This is a genomic window from Aggregatibacter sp. Marseille-P9115, assembly GCF_920939465.1.
GTDB lineage: Bacteria > Pseudomonadota > Gammaproteobacteria > Enterobacterales > Pasteurellaceae > Aggregatibacter > Aggregatibacter segnis_B.
Genome location: NZ_OV100759.1, coordinates 1,245,817 through 1,263,844, shown reverse-complemented (window position 1 = coordinate 1,263,844; position 18,028 = coordinate 1,245,817). Strand labels below are relative to the sequence as shown.

Here is an 18,028-nt window from a genome sequence, read left to right as displayed (position 1 = left end):
ATCGACCGCACTTGGGCTCAATAGGGGTCAATACCCTGACTTATTCTTCGTCCAAGTCGATGTTGATACCAAGTGAACGGATTTCTTTCATAATTACATTGAAAGATTCTGGTGTGCCCGGATCCATGTGTTGGTTGCCGCTGACGATGTTTTTATACATCTTCGTACGACCGTTCACGTCATCGGATTTCACAGTTAACATTTCTTGTAAGGTATAAGCCGCACCATAAGCTTCAAGTGCCCACACCTCCATCTCACCGAAACGTTGACCACCGAATTGCGCCTTACCACCCAACGGTTGTTGAGTAACAAGACTATAAGAACCGGTTGAACGCGCGTGCATTTTGTCATCAACCAAGTGGTTCAATTTGAGCATATACATGTAACCTACCGTTACCGGACGCTCGAATTTCTCACCTGTACGACCATCATAAAGGGTAATTTGACCGGAAGTCGGTAAACCACCAAGCTCTAATAAGCCTTTAATTTCTTTTTCATGGGCACCGTCAAATACCGGTGTCGCAATCGGCAAGCCTTTACGCAAGTTTTGTGCTAAACGCATCACTTCTTCGTCAGTAAAGGTGCTGAGATCCACTTTTTGTGAACCGCCGCCAAGGTCATAGGCTTTCTGCATATATTCACGCAATTTCGCGATAGATTGTTGTTGTTTAATCATCGCGTTAATTTGATCACCGATACCTTTTGCCGCCAAACCTAAGTGAGTTTCTAAGATTTGACCGATATTCATACGGGACGGAACGCCCAGCGGGTTCAATACGATTTCAACAGGTTGACCGTTTTCATCGTATGGCATGTCTTCCACAGGGTTAATTTTTGAGATAACCCCTTTGTTACCGTGACGACCCGCCATTTTATCACCCGGTTGAATTTGACGTTTCACCGCCAAGTACACTTTAACGACTTTCAACACGCCCGGAGCCAAATCGTCGCCTTGGATAATCTTGTTGCGTTGAACTTCTAATTTACGTTCAAATTCTTTGCGTAATTCTTCGTGTTGTTCCGCTAACTGCTCTAATTGGTGTTGTTTTTCCTCGTTATCTAAGGTTTGTTCCAACCATTTAGTGCGGTCTAATTTATCTAAGGATTTCGCATCGAAACCGCCGGACAACAATAGATTGCGGACACGCATAAACAAGCCGGCTTCCAAGATCTCAAACTCTTCGCTCAAGTCTTTTTTCGCTTGTTTTAACTGCATTTCTTCAATTTCTAACGCACGTTTGTCTTTTTCTACGCCATCACGGGTAAACACTTGTACGTCAATAACGGTACCGGAAACGCTGTTTGGTACGCGTAAAGAAGAGTCTTTCACATCAGACGCTTTTTCACCGAAGATCGCGCGTAATAATTTTTCTTCCGGGGTTAATTGGGTTTCACCTTTTGGTGTCACTTTACCGACCAGAATATCGCCGCCCTTCACTTCCGCCCCGATATACACGATACCGGACTCGTCCAATTTACTTAATGCAGCCTCACCGACATTAGGAATATCTGCGGTAATTTCTTCCGCACCTAATTTGGTATCACGTGCCACACAAGAAAGCTCTTGAATGTGAATAGTGGTGAAACGGTCTTGTTGTACGACACGTTCAGAAACTAACATGGAGTCTTCGAAGTTATAACCGTTCCACGGCATGAACGCTACACGAATATTTTGACCGAGTGCCAACTCACCTAAATCGGTAGAAGGACCATCTGCCAAAATTTCACCACGCTCAACTGGCTCACCTAATTCCACACAAGGAATTTGGTTGATACAGGTGTTTTGGTTAGAACGGGTATATTTTATTAAGTTATAAATATCAATACCGGCTTCGCCCGCAACGGTTTCGTCTTCATTGACTTTCACTACAATACGGGAAGCGTCCACGTATTGAATCGTACCACCGCGTTTTGCAACAACCGCAACACCGGAGTCAAGCGCTACCGCTTTCTCAATACCGGTACCGACTAATGGTTTGTCTGCGCGTAATGTTGGTACGGCTTGACGTTGCATGTTCGCCCCCATCAAGGCACGGTTCGCATCGTCATGCTCTAAGAATGGAATCAAAGCTGCCGCCACAGAAACCACTTGTTGGGTAGAAACGTCCATATAGTGAATTTCTTCAGGTTTATAAAGACCTGATTCACCATGTTCACCACGACAGGTAACAAACGCATCGGTAAAGCGGAACTCGTCATCAAGATTTGAGTTCGCCTGTGCGATAACGTATTTACCTTCTTCAATCGCAGAAAGGTATTCGATTTCTTCAGTCACTTGGCCATTCACGACTTTACGATATGGTGTTTCTAAGAAACCGTAGTCGTTGGTACGCGCATAAACGGAAAGGGAGTTAATCAAACCGATGTTCGGACCTTCAGGTGTTTCAATCGGACACACGCGACCATAGTGGGTAGCATGTACGTCACGCACTTCAAAGCCGGCACGTTCACGAGTTAAACCGCCTGGACCCAATGCAGAAATACGACGTTTGTGTGTGACTTCTGATAACGGGTTGTTTTGGTCCATAAATTGGGATAATTGAGATGAACCAAAGAATTCTTTCACTGCAGCAGAAATCGGTTTCGCATTAATTAAATCTTGTGGTGTCACAGCTTCCAGATCACCTAAAGATAAGCGTTCTTTCACTGCACGTTCAACACGCACTAAGCCAATACGGAATTGGTTTTCTGCCATTTCACCCACAGAACGAATACGACGGTTACCTAAGTGGTCAATATCATCTACTTCACCACGACCGTTACGAATTTCGATCAATTTCTTCATGACACTCACGATATCTTCGTTACTTAATGTGCCACTGCCGGTGGTTTCTTCAATCCCTAAAGAGCGGTTGAATTTCATGCGGCCTACCGCAGACAAGTCATAACGGTCGGAAGAGAAGAATAAATTCTCAAATAACGCTTCTGCCGCTTCTTTTGTCGGTGGCTCACCCGGACGCATCATACGGTAAATTTCCACTAATGCGCTTAAACGATCGCTAGACGGATCAACACGTAATGTTTCGGAAATATATGGGCCGTAATCCAAGTCATTGGTGAATAAGGTTTCAACTGTGGTATAGCCTGCTTGTGCTAATTTCGCCAATACCTCAAGAGAAAGCTCCATATTCGCCGCACAAACTAATTCGCCGGTATCTAAATTGACATAGTCTTTCGCAGCAACTTTACCCACGATATATTCAGTTGGTACGTCTACTTGTTTAATATTATCTTTTTCTAATGCTTTAATATGACGAGCAGTGATGCGACGACCACGTTCCACATACACTTTGCCATTTGCTTCAATATCAAATGCCGCCGTTTCACCACGTAAACGTTCAGGCATTAAATTCATCAGCAATTTATTATCTTTAATTTCGAAGACAACTTTATCAAAGAAAAGATCTAAGATTTGTTCAGTGGTGTAACCCAACGCGCGCAAGATAATCGTTGATGGTAATTTACGACGACGGTCGATACGTGCATATAAGTTATCTTTCGGATCAAATTCAAAATCCAACCATGAACCACGGTAAGGAATAATACGTGCGTTATACAGCACTTTACCTGAAGAGTGAGTTTTACCTTTGTCACTATCAAAGAATACACCCGGACTACGGTGTAATTGAGACACGATAACACGCTCGGTACCGTTAATCACGAAAGTACCGTTATCGGTCATTAATGGGATCTCACCCATGTAAACTTCTTGTTCTTTAATATCTTTGATCGTGCCTGGTGCAGCGTCTTTGTCATAGCTGACTAAACGTAGTTTGACGCGTAATGGCGCAGAATAAGTAGTGCCGCGAATTTGGCATTCGCGCACATCAAATACTGGCTCACCTAATTGATAGCTGACATATTGTAATTCGGTATTTCCATTCGTACTAACAATCGGAAATACAGAACGAAAAGCGGCTTCTAAGCCTTGTTGACCATCAGGATCTCTTTGAATAAATTTTTCAAAAGAATCAAGCTGGATTGTTAATAAATAAGGAATATTTAAAACTTGCGGACGTTTGCCGAAGTCTTTACGAATTCGTTTTTTCTCGGTATAGGAGTAAACCATAGGGTTCCTCTGCTTGCTGTTCAGTGACCCACAATCAACACGCAATATTTATGGCAAATATTGGTGATAATGCATTAGATACCGTTTTTAGATGACCGCACTATGAACCTTACTTCTTGAGTGGGTAGCTCAAATTAAAATGCTTTGTTTAACTTGAGGAAACAAAAGTAATCAAACGGCAAATTTACTTCTGTTTTTGATAGCACAAAATGGCTGATGGTCACCCACCAGCCATTTAGCCTGAGAAACAGGAGGAAACAAAATCAAAATTATTTGATTTCTACTTTCGCGCCAGCTTCTTCTAATTCTTTCTTAAGCGCTTCTGCTTCTGCTTTAGCAATGCCTTCTTTCAACACAGCTGGTGCAGATTCAACTAAGTCTTTAGCTTCTTTCAAGCCTAAACCTGTTGCACCACGTACTGCTTTGATTACTGCTACTTTGTTAGCACCAGCTTCAGCAAGAACTACGTCAAATTCAGTTTTTTCTTCAACTGCTGCTGCGCCTGCTGCCGGAGCTGCTGCTACTGCTGCCGCTGCTGAAACACCGAATTTTTCTTCCATCGCTGTGATTAATTCAACAATTTCAGTTACAGATTTAGAAGCAATCGCTTCAATGATTTGTTCGTTAGTTAATGACATAACAATCAATTCCTAAAGTAAATAAAGTTAATTGGATGAAGAAACGCTTGATTAAGCCGCTTCTTGTAATTTGTCGCGTAATGCCGCAAAAGTGCGAACAAGTTTGCCTGCCGCAGCTTCTTTCATTGTGCCCATTAAACGTGCAATTGCTTCGTCGTAAGTCGGTAATGTTGCTAAGAATTCAACATCTTGGATCTTACCTTCAAAGGCTGCACCTTTAAGTTCAAACTTATCGTTTGCTTTCGCGAATTCTTTGAACAAACGTGCTGCAGCACCTGGATGTTCAGTAGAGAATGCGATAAGTGTTGGACCGGTAAATGTGTCTTTCAAACATTCGAATTCAGTGCCTTCTACCGCACGACGTAATAAAGTATTACGAACAACGCGCATAGAAACACCGGCTTCGCGTGCTGATTTACGCAATTCGGTCATTTTGTCTACTGTCACACCACGGGAATCCGCGATCACAGCAGAAAGGGCACCTTTGGCTGCTTCATTTACTTCGGCAACAATTGCTTGTTTGTCTTGAAGATTTAATGCCATTGGCTTTTAGCTCCTGAATACACTCCGATTGCTCGGAATTTAAATACCTAATAAAACGACTATTAGGACGAATTCGGTGCACAGAAGCAAGAAAATTCTTATTCTGTTCACCATCTACGTAGGATGATTAAGATTGCTCCCCTACGGTCTTGGACGGGGCTTGAATGAGGTCAAGCACCAACCAGAAATGCTAAACCGCAAATAAACTACGGCCTAAAAAGGACCCAAATTATAACGGTCGAAATAGCATTTGTAAATGCCTGATGATAAAAAAATCACCAATTCGACAACGATAAATGTCGAAAAAAATAACCGCACTTGTAAAAGTGCGGTCATATTTCATCGTATTTCTACGGATTATAGTGAAGCTTGATCAACAGCTACACCGGCACCCATTGTAGTAGAAAGACTTACTTTCTTAATGAAGATACCTTTAGATGTTGCAGGTTTCGCTTTAGTTAAAGCCGCTAACAACGCTTCAAGGTTTTCTTTCAATTGTACTTCAGAGAAGTTTGCTTTACCGATAGTGGTGTGGATGATACCGTTTTTATCATTACGATAACGGATCTGACCAGATTTAGCATTTTTAACTGCTTCAGCAACGTTTGGTGTCACAGTACCAACTTTAGGGTTTGGCATTAAACCACGTGGACCTAATACTTGACCTAATTGACCAACAACACGCATTGCATCAGGAGAAGCGATAACAACATCAAAGTTCATTTCGCCTTTTTTGATTTGCTCTGCTAAATCTTCCATACCGACTAAATCAGCACCTGCTTCTTTAGCTGCATCTGCGTTAGCACCTTGAGTGAACACAGCTACGCGTACTTCACGACCAGTACCGTGTGGTAATACTGTTGCACCACGAACGTTTTGGTCAGATTTACGAGGATCGATACCTAAGTTTACTGCAACGTCAACACTTTCAACGAATTTAGCTGTTGCGAATTGTTTTAATACCGCGATCGCTTCGTTGATTTCGTATGCTTTAGTAGAATCTACGCCAGCTTTGATTGCTTTCATTTTTTTAGTCAATTTAGCCATCGTATTATTCCTCCACCACTAAGCCCATTGAGCGAGCAGTACCAGCAATTGATTTCATTTTGGTTTCGATAGATGCGCCTGTCATATCTGCTGCTTTAGTTTCAGCGATTTGACGAACTTGATCTAAAGTTACTTTACCCACTTTCTCTTTGTTCGGTTTACCAGAACCAGATTTGATACCTGCAGCTTTTTTCAATAATACTGCTGCTGGTGGAGTTTTAGTTACGAAAGTAAATGAACGGTCTGCATATACAGTGATAACAACTGGAATAGGTAAACCTTTTTCTAAACTCTCAGTACGAGCGTTGAATGCTTTACAGAATTCCATGATGTTCACACCTTGTTGACCTAATGCAGGACCAACTGGTGGTGATGGGTTTGCCATACCAGCTGCAACTTGCAACTTAACGTAGGCTTGGACTTTTTTTGCCATTTTAGTTTCCTCTAAATGGGTGATAACGCTATTGCTAGCTCCCCTGTTGTTAAAAAGGGTTGCATTCTAATCAAACGCAACCGGTTTTTCAAGTAAAACGTCGAAAAAATGTACCGCACTTAAAAAAGTGCGGTGGAAAATTCAACCATTTTACTAGTTATTCTTTTCTACTTGTCCGAACTCAAGTTCAACCGGTGTAGCACGACCGAAGATAGACACAAACACTTTCAAGCGGCCTTTTTCGTAGTCGATTTCTTCTACTGTACCATTGAAATCCATAAATGGACCTTCGGTTACTCGTACTTCTTCCCCAGGTTGGAAAGTTGTTCTTGGTTTCGGTTTATCGCTATTTTGTTCTAAGCGATTTAAAATGATATCCGCTTCACGATTGCTAATTGGCGCCGGTTTGTCCGGTGTGCCACCAATGAAACCCATCACGCGTGGCACGCTACGCACCAAGTGCCAAGTGTCATCGTTCATTTCCATTTGTACTAATACATAACCTGGGAAATATTTACGTTCACTTTTGCGACGTTTACCTGCCACATTTTCCACGACTTCTTCTGTCGGCACTAACACTTCACCAAACTGTTCTTCCATATTGTGAAGTTTGATGTATTCACGCAATGTGGTCGCTACGCGCGCTTCAAAACCGGAGAACGCTTGCAACACATACCAACGTTTTTTATTTGCGGTTTCGGTCATTTTAGAATCTCCAGTCGGTTAAGAAGGTAATGATACTAACAATAATTGAATCCAAGCCCCAAAGGATTAAAGACACAAATACGGTCACGCCAACAACGATAAAGGTGGTTTGCGTTGCTTCCGGGCGGCTTGGCCAAACAATTCGACGTAATTCAGTACGGGCATCTTGAAAGAAACCAAGAGCTTTTCTGCCTTGATTGGTTGTCGCTGCAACCCCTAAAGAGATCAACAACAACACGATAACCGCAACAACACGAATTGGAGTGGAATATTGATCTTGGAAATAGATATTACCAAATGCACTCGCTGCAATGATTGCAACGGTTAACAACCATAAAAAAATGTTTAATCCTTTAGACTTTTCAACGGAAGCCTCAGATTCATTTTTCTTTTTCTCAATCTCTAATGCCATAAAAATTTATCCATTATGTAACTTTAAAAAACAGGGATCCTTTTTCGAACGTAGGATTATAGCAGCTAATTTTCCAGTTTCACAATTAAAAATTGCGCATTTACACAAGTGCGGTCGTTTTTCAGCGTGTTTTTAAACATTCTCAAAATCCACCGCACTTTTTACCACAACTGATACAGTGCAATAATGAAGGGCATGCTAAACATGCAAAGGAGGGTGGTAACCCCATAAATGGCACTGGCTTTTTGCGGATTATTCCCAAAAATTAACGCCATTTGCGTGACCGTGGAAGCCGCTGGGCTCGTTGTCGCCAGGAAACTAATCAAAGCGATCGTTTCACCGTTTTCTACCCAACCTGAAAAGCCGCAAAGTTTAACGACAACCATTAAAAACAGCGGAATCACTAATAAACGCAGAAACGTCACCAAATAAATTCGTTTAGACGAAAAAAGATCCCGCAGTGGAATAGAAGCAATCAGCATGCCGGCAATCAACATCGCATTTGGACCAATAAACATCCCAACAGAAGACAATGTGCCGTTGATGGTGTCTGGCAGTTTAATTTGCAAGGCAAACATCACTAAGCCCATCATAATCGACCAAATATTAATATTTTTTACTATGGTTTTTAGCGTTAAATTACCTTTGCCGGCAATAATCAGACGACAGTGCGTCCAAAACATAAACGTTTGCACGATAATAAAACAACTGGCGTAAACCACCCATTCTTTACCGAACAATCCCATCACCAACGGAATAATCAAATTACCTGAATTGGCATAAATAGATGCCGCATGCTCGATAGGATCCAATTTCAGCGTTCTCTTTAACACCGTACCGATAATCACCAGCATGCCATGTAAAAACACCGCCATTCCAAAAGACAGCATTAATCCCTCTAGAATTTCCGGCGTATACGAAATCTGGAAGGCCTCAATCATGACGGCAGGGCTAATAATATACAAACCGATAATAGACAATGGCTTGCTGTCTTCTGATTTCAGCAATTTGGCTTTTACCAACCCATAGCCCATTAAGACAATGAGCGTAAGCTCAACAATTTTGCTGCCAAGAATAAATGCGATATCCATAGAATACTTCGTCAATAAAAGGTCTCTGCCTCGTTTAAAATGAGGTTATTTTTGAGACATCACTTTTGCCCAATTTACCGCTGTTTCAATGGTCTTTCTGGCTTGCGGGCTATTTCGCCAACAGGTTGAACCCGTGATTTCAGCACCTCTTTGAAGAATAAAATCAGGGCTGGTCACCGCCAGTATTTTAACATCATCTAATCCCATTTCTTCTAAACGCTTTAAGATTGTTGCGCCGATACCTTTTTGAGATAAAAGGCTACGTTTTTCCTCTTCACTCAATGGCATAGTATTTCCTTATAAGATAAAAAATGCGGTGAAAATCCACCGCACTTTGTTCCACTTTATGCTTCCGCCTTCGGTTTAATCACCGCATAAATCACACCGGTGACGACAGAACCTATGGCGATAGCCGCAAGATACATCAATGGCTCAGAAACAAACGGTATCACAAATAAACCACCGTGTGGCGCTTGCAAGGTAATGCCTAAACTCATGGAAATGGCGCCTGCAGTCGCACCACCTAGCACACTGCTGATAATCACACGGAGCGGATCTGCCGCCACAAATGGCAATGCCCCTTCGGAGATAAAACAGAAGCCAAGTACGAAAGAGGCTTTACCCGCATCATGTTGATTGGAGGTGAATTTACTGCGCGCTAACCAAGTGGCGATAGCCATGCCGATTGGCGGCACCATGCCTGCAGCCATTGCCGCTGCCATTGGGGTGTAAACCTGAGAGGCGATCATGCCTACGGAGAAGGTATAAGCCGCTTTGTTTACCGGACCACCCATGTCGATACACATCATGGTGCCGATAATCACGCCAAGCACCATGGCATTCACATCGCCCATGGATTTTAGCCATTCACTCAACGCCGCCATGATTTTCGCAACAGGCGGGTTAATGAGATAAATCATGGCTAAGCCGACAATGAAAGACCCCAATAACGGCAAAATTAAGATCGGTTTAAGGGACATCAGGCTTGGTGGTAATTTAATCACATCATTAAGCCCTTTCACCACATAACCTGCAAGGAAGCCGGCGATAATCCCGCCTAAAATCCCCGCGCCTGCGGTCGTCGCCAACATCCCGCCGATTAACCCCACGGCAAGTCCCGGACGGTCGGCGATGGAGAACGCCACATAACCTGCGAACACCGCGATCATTAAGTGGAACGCCGCGCCACCACCGATATCCATTAAGGCTTTCGGCAAGCCGCCCGCGATATTTTCGTCTTTGAACGCTTCAATACCGAACATGAAGGAAATGGCGATAAGCAAACCGCCTGCCACCACCAACGGCAACATGTGCGATACGCCTGTCATTAGGTGCTTATAGACGCCTTTCTTCTCGCCGCGCTCTTCGGCTTTCGCCGCGGACGTTGCGCCGCCTTCGTAAATTTTGGCTTCTTTAAAGGCTTTGTCAAATTCTTGCGCGGTTTTCTTCAGCGCAAGTCCGGTGGAGGTGCGATACATTAATTTGCCTTTGAATTTGTCCAACGGCACATCAATATCCGCCGCCACAAACACCAAATCCGCTGCAGCCACTTCTTCTGCCGTGATTTCATTGCCCGTACCCACTTGTCCGCGGGTTTCCACTTTCACCTGCCAACCTTGTTGTTTGGCGTAGGTTTCGATGGCTTCGGCAGACATGAACGTATGCGCTACGCCTGTCGGGCAAGCAGTCACCGCCACAATATTTTTCATTTTACCGTTAGAAACGACCGCACTTTCGGCAGGCGGAACATAATCCTGCGCCTGTTGAATGGCCTGGTCTAACAAGTTTTCGGGTGCGTTGAAATGTTCGTCAATTTTTGCCAAAAACACTTTTTTGCCATTGAATTGAGCATTATTGGGTAAAACATTCCCCAAAACGATGATCAGATCCGCCGCTTCGGCACTGTCCACAATTTGATGTTGCGCTTGCGCGGCTTTGCTTAGCATTTCACGCAATAAAAAGGCCTTTGCATAACCAAAATTAGCGGATGGAGTTAAATAAATATGCATAAGATTATCCCTCAATGGCAGTAATGTTGACATTGTTTAAAATCGGTTCAAGCAAAGTGCGGTCAGAAATGCCCACGTTACTTTGCGACACGGCAAAAGCGGACACCGCACTAGCAAAGGCAAGGGTGTCTTTTTGCGGAAGGCCGTTAATTAAGCCGTAAATCAAACCCGCCACCATAGAATCACCGGCACCGACGGTGCTCACCACATTTTCGCATTTTGGCGGTTGCGCTTGGATCACAGCCTCGTCACTTAACCAAACGGAACCTTGAGCGCCCATGGAAATAATCACATTGGCAATGCCTTGCGCTTTTAATTTCTTGGCGGCAGACACAATTTCCTCCAGTGAATTTAAGGTATAACCCACCCAGGCCTCTAATTCGCGATGATTCGGTTTCACCAACCAAGGTCGTGCGCTCAAGCCCGCAGTTAGCGCTGCATTACTGCTGTCTAATACGACTTTTATACCCGCCTGATGGAGTTGTTTTAGCCAATCAGCGAACAAGTCCGGCGTCACACCACGCGGTAAGCTACCGCACACGGCAACGATGTCGAAGGATTTGCAATACGCAAGAGAATCCGCCACAAATTGTTGCCACGCACTTTCACTGATTTCATAGCCTAAAAAGTTTAAATCGGTAACATCAGCCTCGGTTTCGGTAATTTTCACGTTGATTCGGGTTCTGCCCGGCACGCGTTGGAATTTGTCTTGTAATCCCAGTTTGTCGAATAAGGCAACAAAATCCCCTTGGTTGTCTTCGCCGAGAAAACCGCCCACCGTGACATCAACGCCTAAATCTTTTAACACTTTCGCCACGTTAATGCCTTTGCCCGCAGGGAAAAGTCCGAGGGTTTCCACGGTGTTGACTTCGCCCAATTCGATACGTTTTAAACGCCCGACCAAGTCATAAGCGGCGTTTAAAGTGATAGTTGCGACGTTTGCCATCATTATTCCCCTAATCCTGCATTAATTACTGCACCGATACCGTCAATGGCTTGTTGCGCTTGCTCGCCGCTGGCGACAAAACGCAAACGATGACCTTTCACTACGCCTAATGCCACTACTTTCATCAGACTTTTCGCACTGACCAACGGCGTATCGCGATCAAGATTTTGTACGGCGATATTGGCGTTATATTTTTTTACTTCACTGACGAGAATCGCTGCTGGGCGCGCATGCAATCCATGTTCATTTTTTACTTCGAAAATGCCTTCCACGGATTCACTCGGATTTTCCACCGCACTTTCACCACTTGGCGTGGAAATTGCCGGCACAACTTGCTCCATCACTTCAATGCTGTCCGGTTCGCTTGGTGGCACTGCAGAAATAGTTTCGCCAAGCCCTGACGCAATCAATTTACCAATAGCCTCAACTGCAGCTTGCGCATCATCGCCCTCTGCCACAAAACGTAAACGATGCCCCTGCGTCACCCCCAAGGCGACAATTTTCATCAAGCTCTTGGCACTCACCGGTGCGCTGGCTCGGGTAAGATTTTCCACGGTAATCTTAGAGGTGAATTTTTTCACTTCGTTAACCAAAATAGCGCTTGGACGGGCGTGTAAGCCGTGTTCGTTACGAATAGTAAAGGTACCGACGACACTGCCGGCAGCCACAGATGGCACGGCGGAAGCAGTTGATGTCGCCTGTGTCGCCGCTTGTGGAATCGCCTTGCCGTTTAATGCTGCCACGATTTGATCGCTGTCGCCGTTTAACAAGATTTGCTGTACTTCGGTATCTAACAGACGAGCTAACGTGTCGTCAATTTGCTCGTTGGCATAAGCCACCGTTACCACGCCATGCACGAGTTTATTATTCAAATTAAACGCCTGTTTTGCGCGACTGAACGCCAACCCATTCTTTTGGTTTCCTACGGCGGCATCGGTCACCCATAGGCCTTGTGCCAACGGCAATGCCGGATTGGCAATGACTTCCGAAACATACTGATGATTGACCGCACTTTGTTGTTCTAATTTGCCGGCGTTAATGGCGATTAAGGTGAGCAAACTGCTGGTGTCCACATCTAAGCTGATGTTTTCATCAGCCACATTAAATTCGTCCGCTTCGCCCATTAAAATAGCGCGAAATTTTTTTACATCGGTGAGCGTGGCCAATTTTTCTGCCGTGTCTTCATCGCCGAGAACATGAGTCAGTTGACGCAATAATGCCAAATGTTCGTCAGAACGCGCCGCAATGCCTATCACCACATAAGCAATATTGCCTTCGCCCCATTCAATCCCTTGTGGAAACTGGAAAATCTGCACGCCGGTATCTTTCACCATGCCACGGGTTTCTAACGTGCCGTGCGGAATGGCGATGCCATTGCCTAAAAAGGTCGATGTTTGTTGTTCGCGCCCTAACATGCCTTGTAAATAACCGCTTTCCACATAACCAGCCTGTTCAAGGGCATTTGCCGCCAGCGTAATGGCTTGCTGTTTATTATCGGCACTCGCCGCCAAATGAATGTTACTTTCGGGTAAATTAAACATTCTGTCTCCTTGTTTCTACGAGGGTATAAATTGGGTGCTGAATATTGCAAAAACCTTTCAGCTAAGGTTTAAAATACAAAAAACTGCCGGTAAAAACCGACAGTTTTGTAAATTATTTTCCGGTGCATAATTTGAGTAATTGCTCGGAACCTTGCACGATATATTCGTCATTTTCAGACCGCACTTTGTCTTTTTTCAAATCTAACATGGCGTCATAAATACCTTGGGTCACGCTCGGCGTATCGATAAGACTCCAGCATTTTGTATTCAGTTTGCCAAAATTATTTTGCAACGCAGAGGCATGTACGACGCCGCTGTAGTAGGCATAAACATCGGAATCCTGTCCTTGTGGGCTATACAATTTTTCTTTGATTTGTTCAACAGGCACAAGAATTCGGCCTAAATACCAATCATTGGCACCACTGGCGAAAGAATTCACATTAAAATCGCTGTGCACGCGCCCTTGATAGGTTGCGACCGTAGCCTCATACGCAGTAGCGTAAGATTTTTGGTCAATTTTATCTTCGTCTAAGTCAATGACCGTTTTTTTGTCACCCATGAAAGGCACATACGAGGAAAGGGAACAAGCGCTCAATAAAGAGGCTAGGAAAAGAATGGAAAGTTTCTTAATCATAAAAATCCTTGAATTTCGGTGGAAGAAAACAAACTAACTCAAGCGTGGCGCTCATTATACTGTTTCTCCGGTGCGCAATAAATAGCTCACGAGGATTGCTCGTTAAACTGCTGTAACTCATCCAATGTGTTGATATTGGTAAATGCTGCCTTATTTTCTGAGAAATCCACACTCACCGCCCCGTTTTGGCGCATAAACTGCAACATTCTGCGCTCGCCGGTAGCCAAATAAGCCGCAAGTTTCTCTTTTAAGCTACGCGCCATTAAACAGAAGGTCGGATGTTCACGCTCACCATCATGCACATACGCAATAGAAACGCCGCGAAAAACCACCGCACTTTTCAATTTTTCCAGTAAATTGTCCGGGAAGAAGGGGCTATCACAAGGCACAAATAAGACAAAATCCGTCTCAGATCGTTCCAGCGCGGTCAAAATCCCACTTAACGGCCCTTGAAAGCCTTCGATATTATCGCCAAACACCGGCAATCCGGCGACAGCATAAATGGCCTGATTGCGATTGGCGTTAACAGAAATATGTTCCACCTGCGAATGCAGGCGATCGTAAATAAATTGAAATAACGGTTTTCCCTGCAGGGGCTGCAAGCCTTTATCCACACCGCCCATGCGTTTTGCTTGCCCGCCGGCTAAAATGACTGCGCTAATTGAAATTGTCATGCTTCTTTGTTTTCTTATGAAGTTAATTCAAGTATGATCCCGCCCGTTTATCTCACAATAATAAGGAAATGCGTATGAAATGTCATCGCCTGAATGAAGTGTTGGAACTTTTACAACCTTACTGGTCTAAAGACCCCGATTTATCATTAATGCAAATTATGCAAAAAATTGCTGACGAAACCGGATTTGATAAACCGCTCGCAGAATTATCTGATGAAGTCATCATTTACCACCTGAAAATGGCTGGCAAAGATAAATTCGAGCCAATTCCCGGCATTAAAAAAGATTACGAAGAAGACTTTAAAACCGCGTTATTAAAAGCGCGCGGTATTATTAAATAAATCGATTATTAAGGATAACAAATGAAAAAATGGTTATTTTTAGCGCTGACAGCAGCGTTATCTGTTTCTGTTCAAGCGGCTGACTTAACGGAAGGTAAACAATATGTTGTGGTAGAAGGGCAACAACAGAGTGCACAACCGGAAGTATTAGAATTTTTCTCTTTTTATTGCCCGCATTGCTATTACTTTGAAACACAATTTCACATTCCACAAAAAATTAGTGAGAGCCTGCCGGAAGGCACGCCATTCAAGCAATATCACGTGGATTTTTTAGGTCGCCAATCTGAAAATCTCACGCGCGCTTGGGCGTTGGCTATTGCAATTAAAGCGGAAGAAAAAGTCAAACTACCATTATTTAAAGCGGCACAAGCCAATACGTTGAGCTCAATGAACGACATTCGCCAAATCTTTATTGATAACGGCATCTCTGCCGAACAATTTGACGGCGGCATCAATAGCTTCGCGGTAAACGGTTTAGTCACCAAACAACAACATTTAGTGGAAAAATACCAAGTGCGTGGCGTGCCCGATTTCTATGTAAACGGCAAATATCGTGTGAACATGGAAGGCTTGGCGCATGATGAAAACACTTTTGTGACCGAATACGTCGAAACCGTAAAAGGTTTATTGCAAAAATAAACAAAAATTGGTTTAATGCCTGCCGATTTTTATTTTCGATACCTATTTTAGAGGATTATATGGCTGAGAGTTTTAGCGTAACCCGTCGTTTTTTTGACGACAAAAACTATCCGCGCGGCTTTGCCCGTCACGGTGATTACACCATCAAAGAAGCACAAGCTTTAGAACAATACGGACAAGCCTTCCGCGCATTAGATTCAGGCGAACGTAAGCCGGTAACCAAAGAAGAAAAAAGCTTTGTTGCATTCTGTCGTGGTGAACGTGCTGCAGAAACTTTCTTCGAAAAAACCTGGCAGAAATATCGTAGCCGTATCTCCACCAACAAACGCCTTTACACCTTATCCGGTGTGGTTGGCGTGGACAATCTGGACGACTACTCGGCAGACTAATCATTTAAACAACAATCAGAAGGCTTGGGATTCCGAGCCTTTTGTTTTACTTATCACCATGCAGAATTTACCCGTAACCCACTATTCCGCCCTGCTTGCAGAAAAACAAGAAAAACTGACCGCACTTTTGGCGCCATTTAACGCACCTGATTTGCAGGTGTTCGCCTCGCCTACACAACATTTCCGAATGCGGGCAGAGTTTCGCATTTGGCATGAAGGCGATGATTTCTATCACATCATGTTCGATCAACAGAGCAAACAACGTTATCGGGTAGAGAATTTCCCTATCGCCAGCGAACTGATTAATCGCATGATGAAGGCATTGTTAGCGTTGCTAAAACAGCAAAAAGTCTTACACCACAGATTGTTCCAAATCGATTATTTAAGCACCCAAAGCCAACAGATTATCGTCAGTTTGTTGTATCACAAAGCCTTGGATGAAAATTGGCAAATCGCTGCGCAAACTTTGCGTTCACAACTCCAACAGCAAGGTTTTAACGTGCAAATTGTCGGGCGTGCCAGCAAGCAGAAAATTTGTCTGGAACAAGATTATGTAGATGAGATCCTACAGGTACAGGGCAAAGACTACATTTATCGTCAAGTGGAAAACAGCTTCACGCAACCAAACGCGGCAGTAAACAGCAAAATGTTGGAATGGGCGGTGGATTGCACGCGTAACAGCTATGGGGATTTATTGGAGCTTTATTGCGGCAACGGCAATTTTTCTATCGCGCTGGCACAAAATTTCCGTAAAGTGTTGGCCACAGAAATCGCCAAACCGTCCGTGGCTGCGGCACAATTTAATATTGCCGCCAACGAGGTAGAGAATTTACAGATTATTCGCATGTCTGCCGAAGAATTTACCCAAGCCATGCAAGGCGTACGCGAATTTAATCGCTTAAAAGGCATTGATTTGAAAGCCTATGAATGCAACACCATTTTCGTCGATCCGCCACGCGCCGGCTTAGATGCGGAGACCGTTAAACTGGTGCAACAATATGAGCGCATTTTGTATATTTCCTGCAATCCGCATACGCTGTGTGACAACCTGAAAACACTCAGCCAAACCCATCGTATTGAAAAAGCCGCATTGTTCGATCAGTTTCCTTACACGGAACACATGGAAGCGGGCGTTTGGTTAGTGAGAAAGGGATAAACATGAACATCCAACTCCTCTGCGAAACCAAAACACCGCAAAAACCAACCGCACTTTTTGCCGAAGCCGGCTTAACACATGATCCGAACAGCCCGTTGGCGTTAGTATGGACGGAAGCGGAAGGCATAGAACGCTTGGAATTACGCAAATTAGACGAGCCGAAACTGGGCGCGGTGTTTGTGGATTTTGTTGGCGGCACTATGGCACATCGCCGCAAATTTGGCGGCGGGCGTGGCGAAGCGGTGGCAAAAGCGGTAGGTATTAAACAAGATAATCTGCCGACGGTGATTGACGCGACGGCAGGCTTAGGGCGTGATGCCTTTGTATTAGCGTCACTTGGCTGCCAAGTGAAACTGGTTGAACGCCACCCGGTCGTACGTTTGTTGTTACAAGATGGCTTACAACGTGCTTATGCTGACGAAGAAATCGGTCCGTGGATGCAACAAAATATGCAACTGTTGCCTTATCAACACATCAATCAACTGAATCCTGACACGGATTTCGCGGATGTAGTGTATCTCGACCCGATGTACCCACACAAAGCCAAAAGCGCTTTGGTGAAGAAAGAAATGCGTGTGTTTCAACATTTGGTCGGTGCCGATTTAGATGCGGACGAACTACTTGCGCCCGCACTCCAACTCGCCCGTCAGCGCGTCGTGGTCAAGCGCCCCGACTACGCTGATTTTCTCGCGCAAAAAGCACCGCACTTTTCGCGCGAAACGAAGAATCACCGCTTTGATGTGTATGTGAAACACGACTAA

19 protein-coding genes are annotated in these 18,028 nt (G+C 44.2%); 5 read left to right on the top strand and 14 right to left on the bottom strand.

Annotation, left to right across the window (positions count from 1 at the left end):
- Window positions 1-40: 40 nt before the first annotated feature.
- From rpoB to mobA, 14 genes are all read right to left on the bottom strand, one after another.
- Window positions 41-4,069, bottom strand: coding sequence for a DNA-directed RNA polymerase subunit beta (gene rpoB / locus LQ983_RS06065; RefSeq protein WP_230621974.1), 4,029 nt, complete (start codon window positions 4,067-4,069; stop codon window positions 41-43).
- Window positions 4,070-4,338: 269 nt separating this feature from the next.
- Entirely contained in the window at window positions 4,339-4,707 is a 369-nt protein-coding gene (gene rplL, locus LQ983_RS06060; RefSeq protein WP_109064804.1) for a 50S ribosomal protein L7/L12, read from the bottom strand.
- Between the two features lie 51 nt (window positions 4,708-4,758).
- Window positions 4,759-5,250 carry a 50S ribosomal protein L10 gene (gene rplJ, locus LQ983_RS06055; protein WP_005703558.1) on the bottom strand — a complete coding sequence of 164 codons (492 nt, stop codon included), beginning with the start codon at window positions 5,248-5,250 and terminating at the stop codon, window positions 4,759-4,761.
- A 357-nt stretch (window positions 5,251-5,607) separates the two neighbouring features.
- On the bottom strand, window positions 5,608-6,297 hold the full coding sequence (rplA, locus tag LQ983_RS06050; protein ID WP_230621973.1) for a 50S ribosomal protein L1: 690 nt from the start codon (window positions 6,295-6,297) through the stop codon (window positions 5,608-5,610).
- Between the two features lie 4 nt (window positions 6,298-6,301).
- On the bottom strand, window positions 6,302-6,730 hold the full coding sequence (rplK, locus tag LQ983_RS06045; protein WP_005633053.1) for a 50S ribosomal protein L11: 429 nt from the start codon (window positions 6,728-6,730) through the stop codon (window positions 6,302-6,304).
- Between the two features lie 153 nt (window positions 6,731-6,883).
- Window positions 6,884-7,435 carry a transcription termination/antitermination protein NusG gene (nusG, locus tag LQ983_RS06040; RefSeq protein ID WP_230621972.1) on the bottom strand — a complete coding sequence of 184 codons (552 nt, stop codon included), beginning with the start codon at window positions 7,433-7,435 and terminating at the stop codon, window positions 6,884-6,886.
- A gap of 1 nt (window position 7,436) precedes the next feature.
- On the bottom strand, window positions 7,437-7,847 hold the full coding sequence (gene secE, locus LQ983_RS06035) for a preprotein translocase subunit SecE (RefSeq protein ID WP_006719687.1): 411 nt from the start codon (window positions 7,845-7,847) through the stop codon (window positions 7,437-7,439).
- A gap of 161 nt (window positions 7,848-8,008) precedes the next feature.
- Window positions 8,009-8,938 (bottom strand): AEC family transporter, encoded by a 930-nt coding sequence (locus tag LQ983_RS06030; RefSeq protein WP_111296284.1) that lies wholly within the window; start codon window positions 8,936-8,938, stop codon window positions 8,009-8,011.
- Between the two features lie 45 nt (window positions 8,939-8,983).
- Window positions 8,984-9,226, bottom strand: a complete 243-nt coding sequence (locus LQ983_RS06025) for a recombinase RecA (RefSeq protein ID WP_230621971.1) — start codon at window positions 9,224-9,226, stop codon at window positions 8,984-8,986.
- A 56-nt stretch (window positions 9,227-9,282) separates the two neighbouring features.
- Complete coding sequence (locus LQ983_RS06020) at window positions 9,283-10,947, bottom strand: fructose-specific PTS transporter subunit EIIC (RefSeq protein WP_230621970.1); 1,665 nt, start codon at window positions 10,945-10,947, stop codon at window positions 9,283-9,285.
- Between the two features lie 4 nt (window positions 10,948-10,951).
- Window positions 10,952-11,893, bottom strand: a complete 942-nt coding sequence (fruK, locus tag LQ983_RS06015) for a 1-phosphofructokinase (RefSeq protein WP_230622618.1) — start codon at window positions 11,891-11,893, stop codon at window positions 10,952-10,954.
- A gap of 2 nt (window positions 11,894-11,895) precedes the next feature.
- The gene (fruB, locus tag LQ983_RS06010) at window positions 11,896-13,434 is read right to left on the bottom strand and encodes a fused PTS fructose transporter subunit IIA/HPr protein (protein ID WP_230621969.1); all 1,539 of its coding nucleotides are present in this window, start codon (window positions 13,432-13,434) and stop codon (window positions 11,896-11,898) included.
- Window positions 13,435-13,546: 112 nt separating this feature from the next.
- A complete protein-coding gene (locus tag LQ983_RS06005) occupies window positions 13,547-14,068 on the bottom strand; it encodes a hypothetical protein (protein ID WP_109128766.1) in 522 nt (173 codons plus the stop codon).
- 86 nt (window positions 14,069-14,154) lie between these two features.
- Complete coding sequence (mobA, locus tag LQ983_RS06000) at window positions 14,155-14,742, bottom strand: molybdenum cofactor guanylyltransferase MobA (RefSeq protein ID WP_230621968.1); 588 nt, start codon at window positions 14,740-14,742, stop codon at window positions 14,155-14,157.
- Window positions 14,743-14,816: 74 nt separating this feature from the next.
- On the opposite strand from mobA, the gene LQ983_RS05995 reads away from it, so the two are divergent.
- The 5 genes from LQ983_RS05995 to LQ983_RS05975 are packed head-to-tail and all read left to right on the top strand — an operon-like array spanning window position 14,817 to window position 18,028.
- On the top strand, window positions 14,817-15,083 hold the full coding sequence (locus tag LQ983_RS05995; RefSeq protein WP_109128764.1) for a YihD family protein: 267 nt from the start codon (window positions 14,817-14,819) through the stop codon (window positions 15,081-15,083).
- A 21-nt stretch (window positions 15,084-15,104) separates the two neighbouring features.
- Entirely contained in the window at window positions 15,105-15,722 is a 618-nt protein-coding gene (locus tag LQ983_RS05990; protein WP_230621967.1) for a DsbA family protein, read from the top strand.
- 59 nt (window positions 15,723-15,781) lie between these two features.
- The gene (locus LQ983_RS05985; protein WP_048750824.1) at window positions 15,782-16,111 is read left to right on the top strand and encodes a DUF413 domain-containing protein; all 330 of its coding nucleotides are present in this window, start codon (window positions 15,782-15,784) and stop codon (window positions 16,109-16,111) included.
- 58 nt (window positions 16,112-16,169) lie between these two features.
- Window positions 16,170-17,267 carry a tRNA (uridine(54)-C5)-methyltransferase TrmA gene (gene trmA / locus LQ983_RS05980; RefSeq protein ID WP_230621966.1) on the top strand — a complete coding sequence of 366 codons (1,098 nt, stop codon included), beginning with the start codon at window positions 16,170-16,172 and terminating at the stop codon, window positions 17,265-17,267.
- A 2-nt stretch (window positions 17,268-17,269) separates the two neighbouring features.
- The gene (locus LQ983_RS05975) at window positions 17,270-18,028 is read left to right on the top strand and encodes a class I SAM-dependent methyltransferase (RefSeq protein ID WP_230621965.1); all 759 of its coding nucleotides are present in this window, start codon (window positions 17,270-17,272) and stop codon (window positions 18,026-18,028) included.

Bases quoted from the DNA above. Each gene is read 5' to 3' on its own strand.
- rpoB (WP_230621974.1), bottom strand. From the start codon at position 4,069: ATGGTTTACTCCTATACCGAGAAAAAACGAATTCGTAAAGACTTCGGC.
- rplL (WP_109064804.1), bottom strand. From the start codon at position 4,707: ATGTCATTAACTAACGAACAAATCATTGAAGCGATTGCTTCTAAATCT.
- rplJ (WP_005703558.1), bottom strand. From the start codon at position 5,250: ATGGCATTAAATCTTCAAGACAAACAAGCAATTGTTGCCGAAGTAAAT.
- rplA (WP_230621973.1), bottom strand. From the start codon at position 6,297: ATGGCTAAATTGACTAAAAAAATGAAAGCAATCAAAGCTGGCGTAGAT.
- rplK (WP_005633053.1), bottom strand. From the start codon at position 6,730: ATGGCAAAAAAAGTCCAAGCCTACGTTAAGTTGCAAGTTGCAGCTGGT.
- nusG (WP_230621972.1), bottom strand. From the start codon at position 7,435: ATGACCGAAACCGCAAATAAAAAACGTTGGTATGTGTTGCAAGCGTTC.
- secE (WP_006719687.1), bottom strand. From the start codon at position 7,847: ATGGCATTAGAGATTGAGAAAAAGAAAAATGAATCTGAGGCTTCCGTT.
- LQ983_RS06030 (WP_111296284.1), bottom strand. From the start codon at position 8,938: ATGGATATCGCATTTATTCTTGGCAGCAAAATTGTTGAGCTTACGCTC.
- LQ983_RS06025 (WP_230621971.1), bottom strand. From the start codon at position 9,226: ATGCCATTGAGTGAAGAGGAAAAACGTAGCCTTTTATCTCAAAAAGGT.
- LQ983_RS06020 (WP_230621970.1), bottom strand. From the start codon at position 10,947: ATGCATATTTATTTAACTCCATCCGCTAATTTTGGTTATGCAAAGGCC.
- fruK (WP_230622618.1), bottom strand. From the start codon at position 11,893: ATGGCAAACGTCGCAACTATCACTTTAAACGCCGCTTATGACTTGGTC.
- fruB (WP_230621969.1), bottom strand. From the start codon at position 13,434: ATGTTTAATTTACCCGAAAGTAACATTCATTTGGCGGCGAGTGCCGAT.
- LQ983_RS06005 (WP_109128766.1), bottom strand. From the start codon at position 14,068: ATGATTAAGAAACTTTCCATTCTTTTCCTAGCCTCTTTATTGAGCGCT.
- mobA (WP_230621968.1), bottom strand. From the start codon at position 14,742: ATGACAATTTCAATTAGCGCAGTCATTTTAGCCGGCGGGCAAGCAAAA.
- LQ983_RS05995 (WP_109128764.1), top strand. From the start codon at position 14,817: ATGAAATGTCATCGCCTGAATGAAGTGTTGGAACTTTTACAACCTTAC.
- LQ983_RS05990 (WP_230621967.1), top strand. From the start codon at position 15,105: ATGAAAAAATGGTTATTTTTAGCGCTGACAGCAGCGTTATCTGTTTCT.
- LQ983_RS05985 (WP_048750824.1), top strand. From the start codon at position 15,782: ATGGCTGAGAGTTTTAGCGTAACCCGTCGTTTTTTTGACGACAAAAAC.
- trmA (WP_230621966.1), top strand. From the start codon at position 16,170: ATGCAGAATTTACCCGTAACCCACTATTCCGCCCTGCTTGCAGAAAAA.
- LQ983_RS05975 (WP_230621965.1), top strand. From the start codon at position 17,270: ATGAACATCCAACTCCTCTGCGAAACCAAAACACCGCAAAAACCAACC.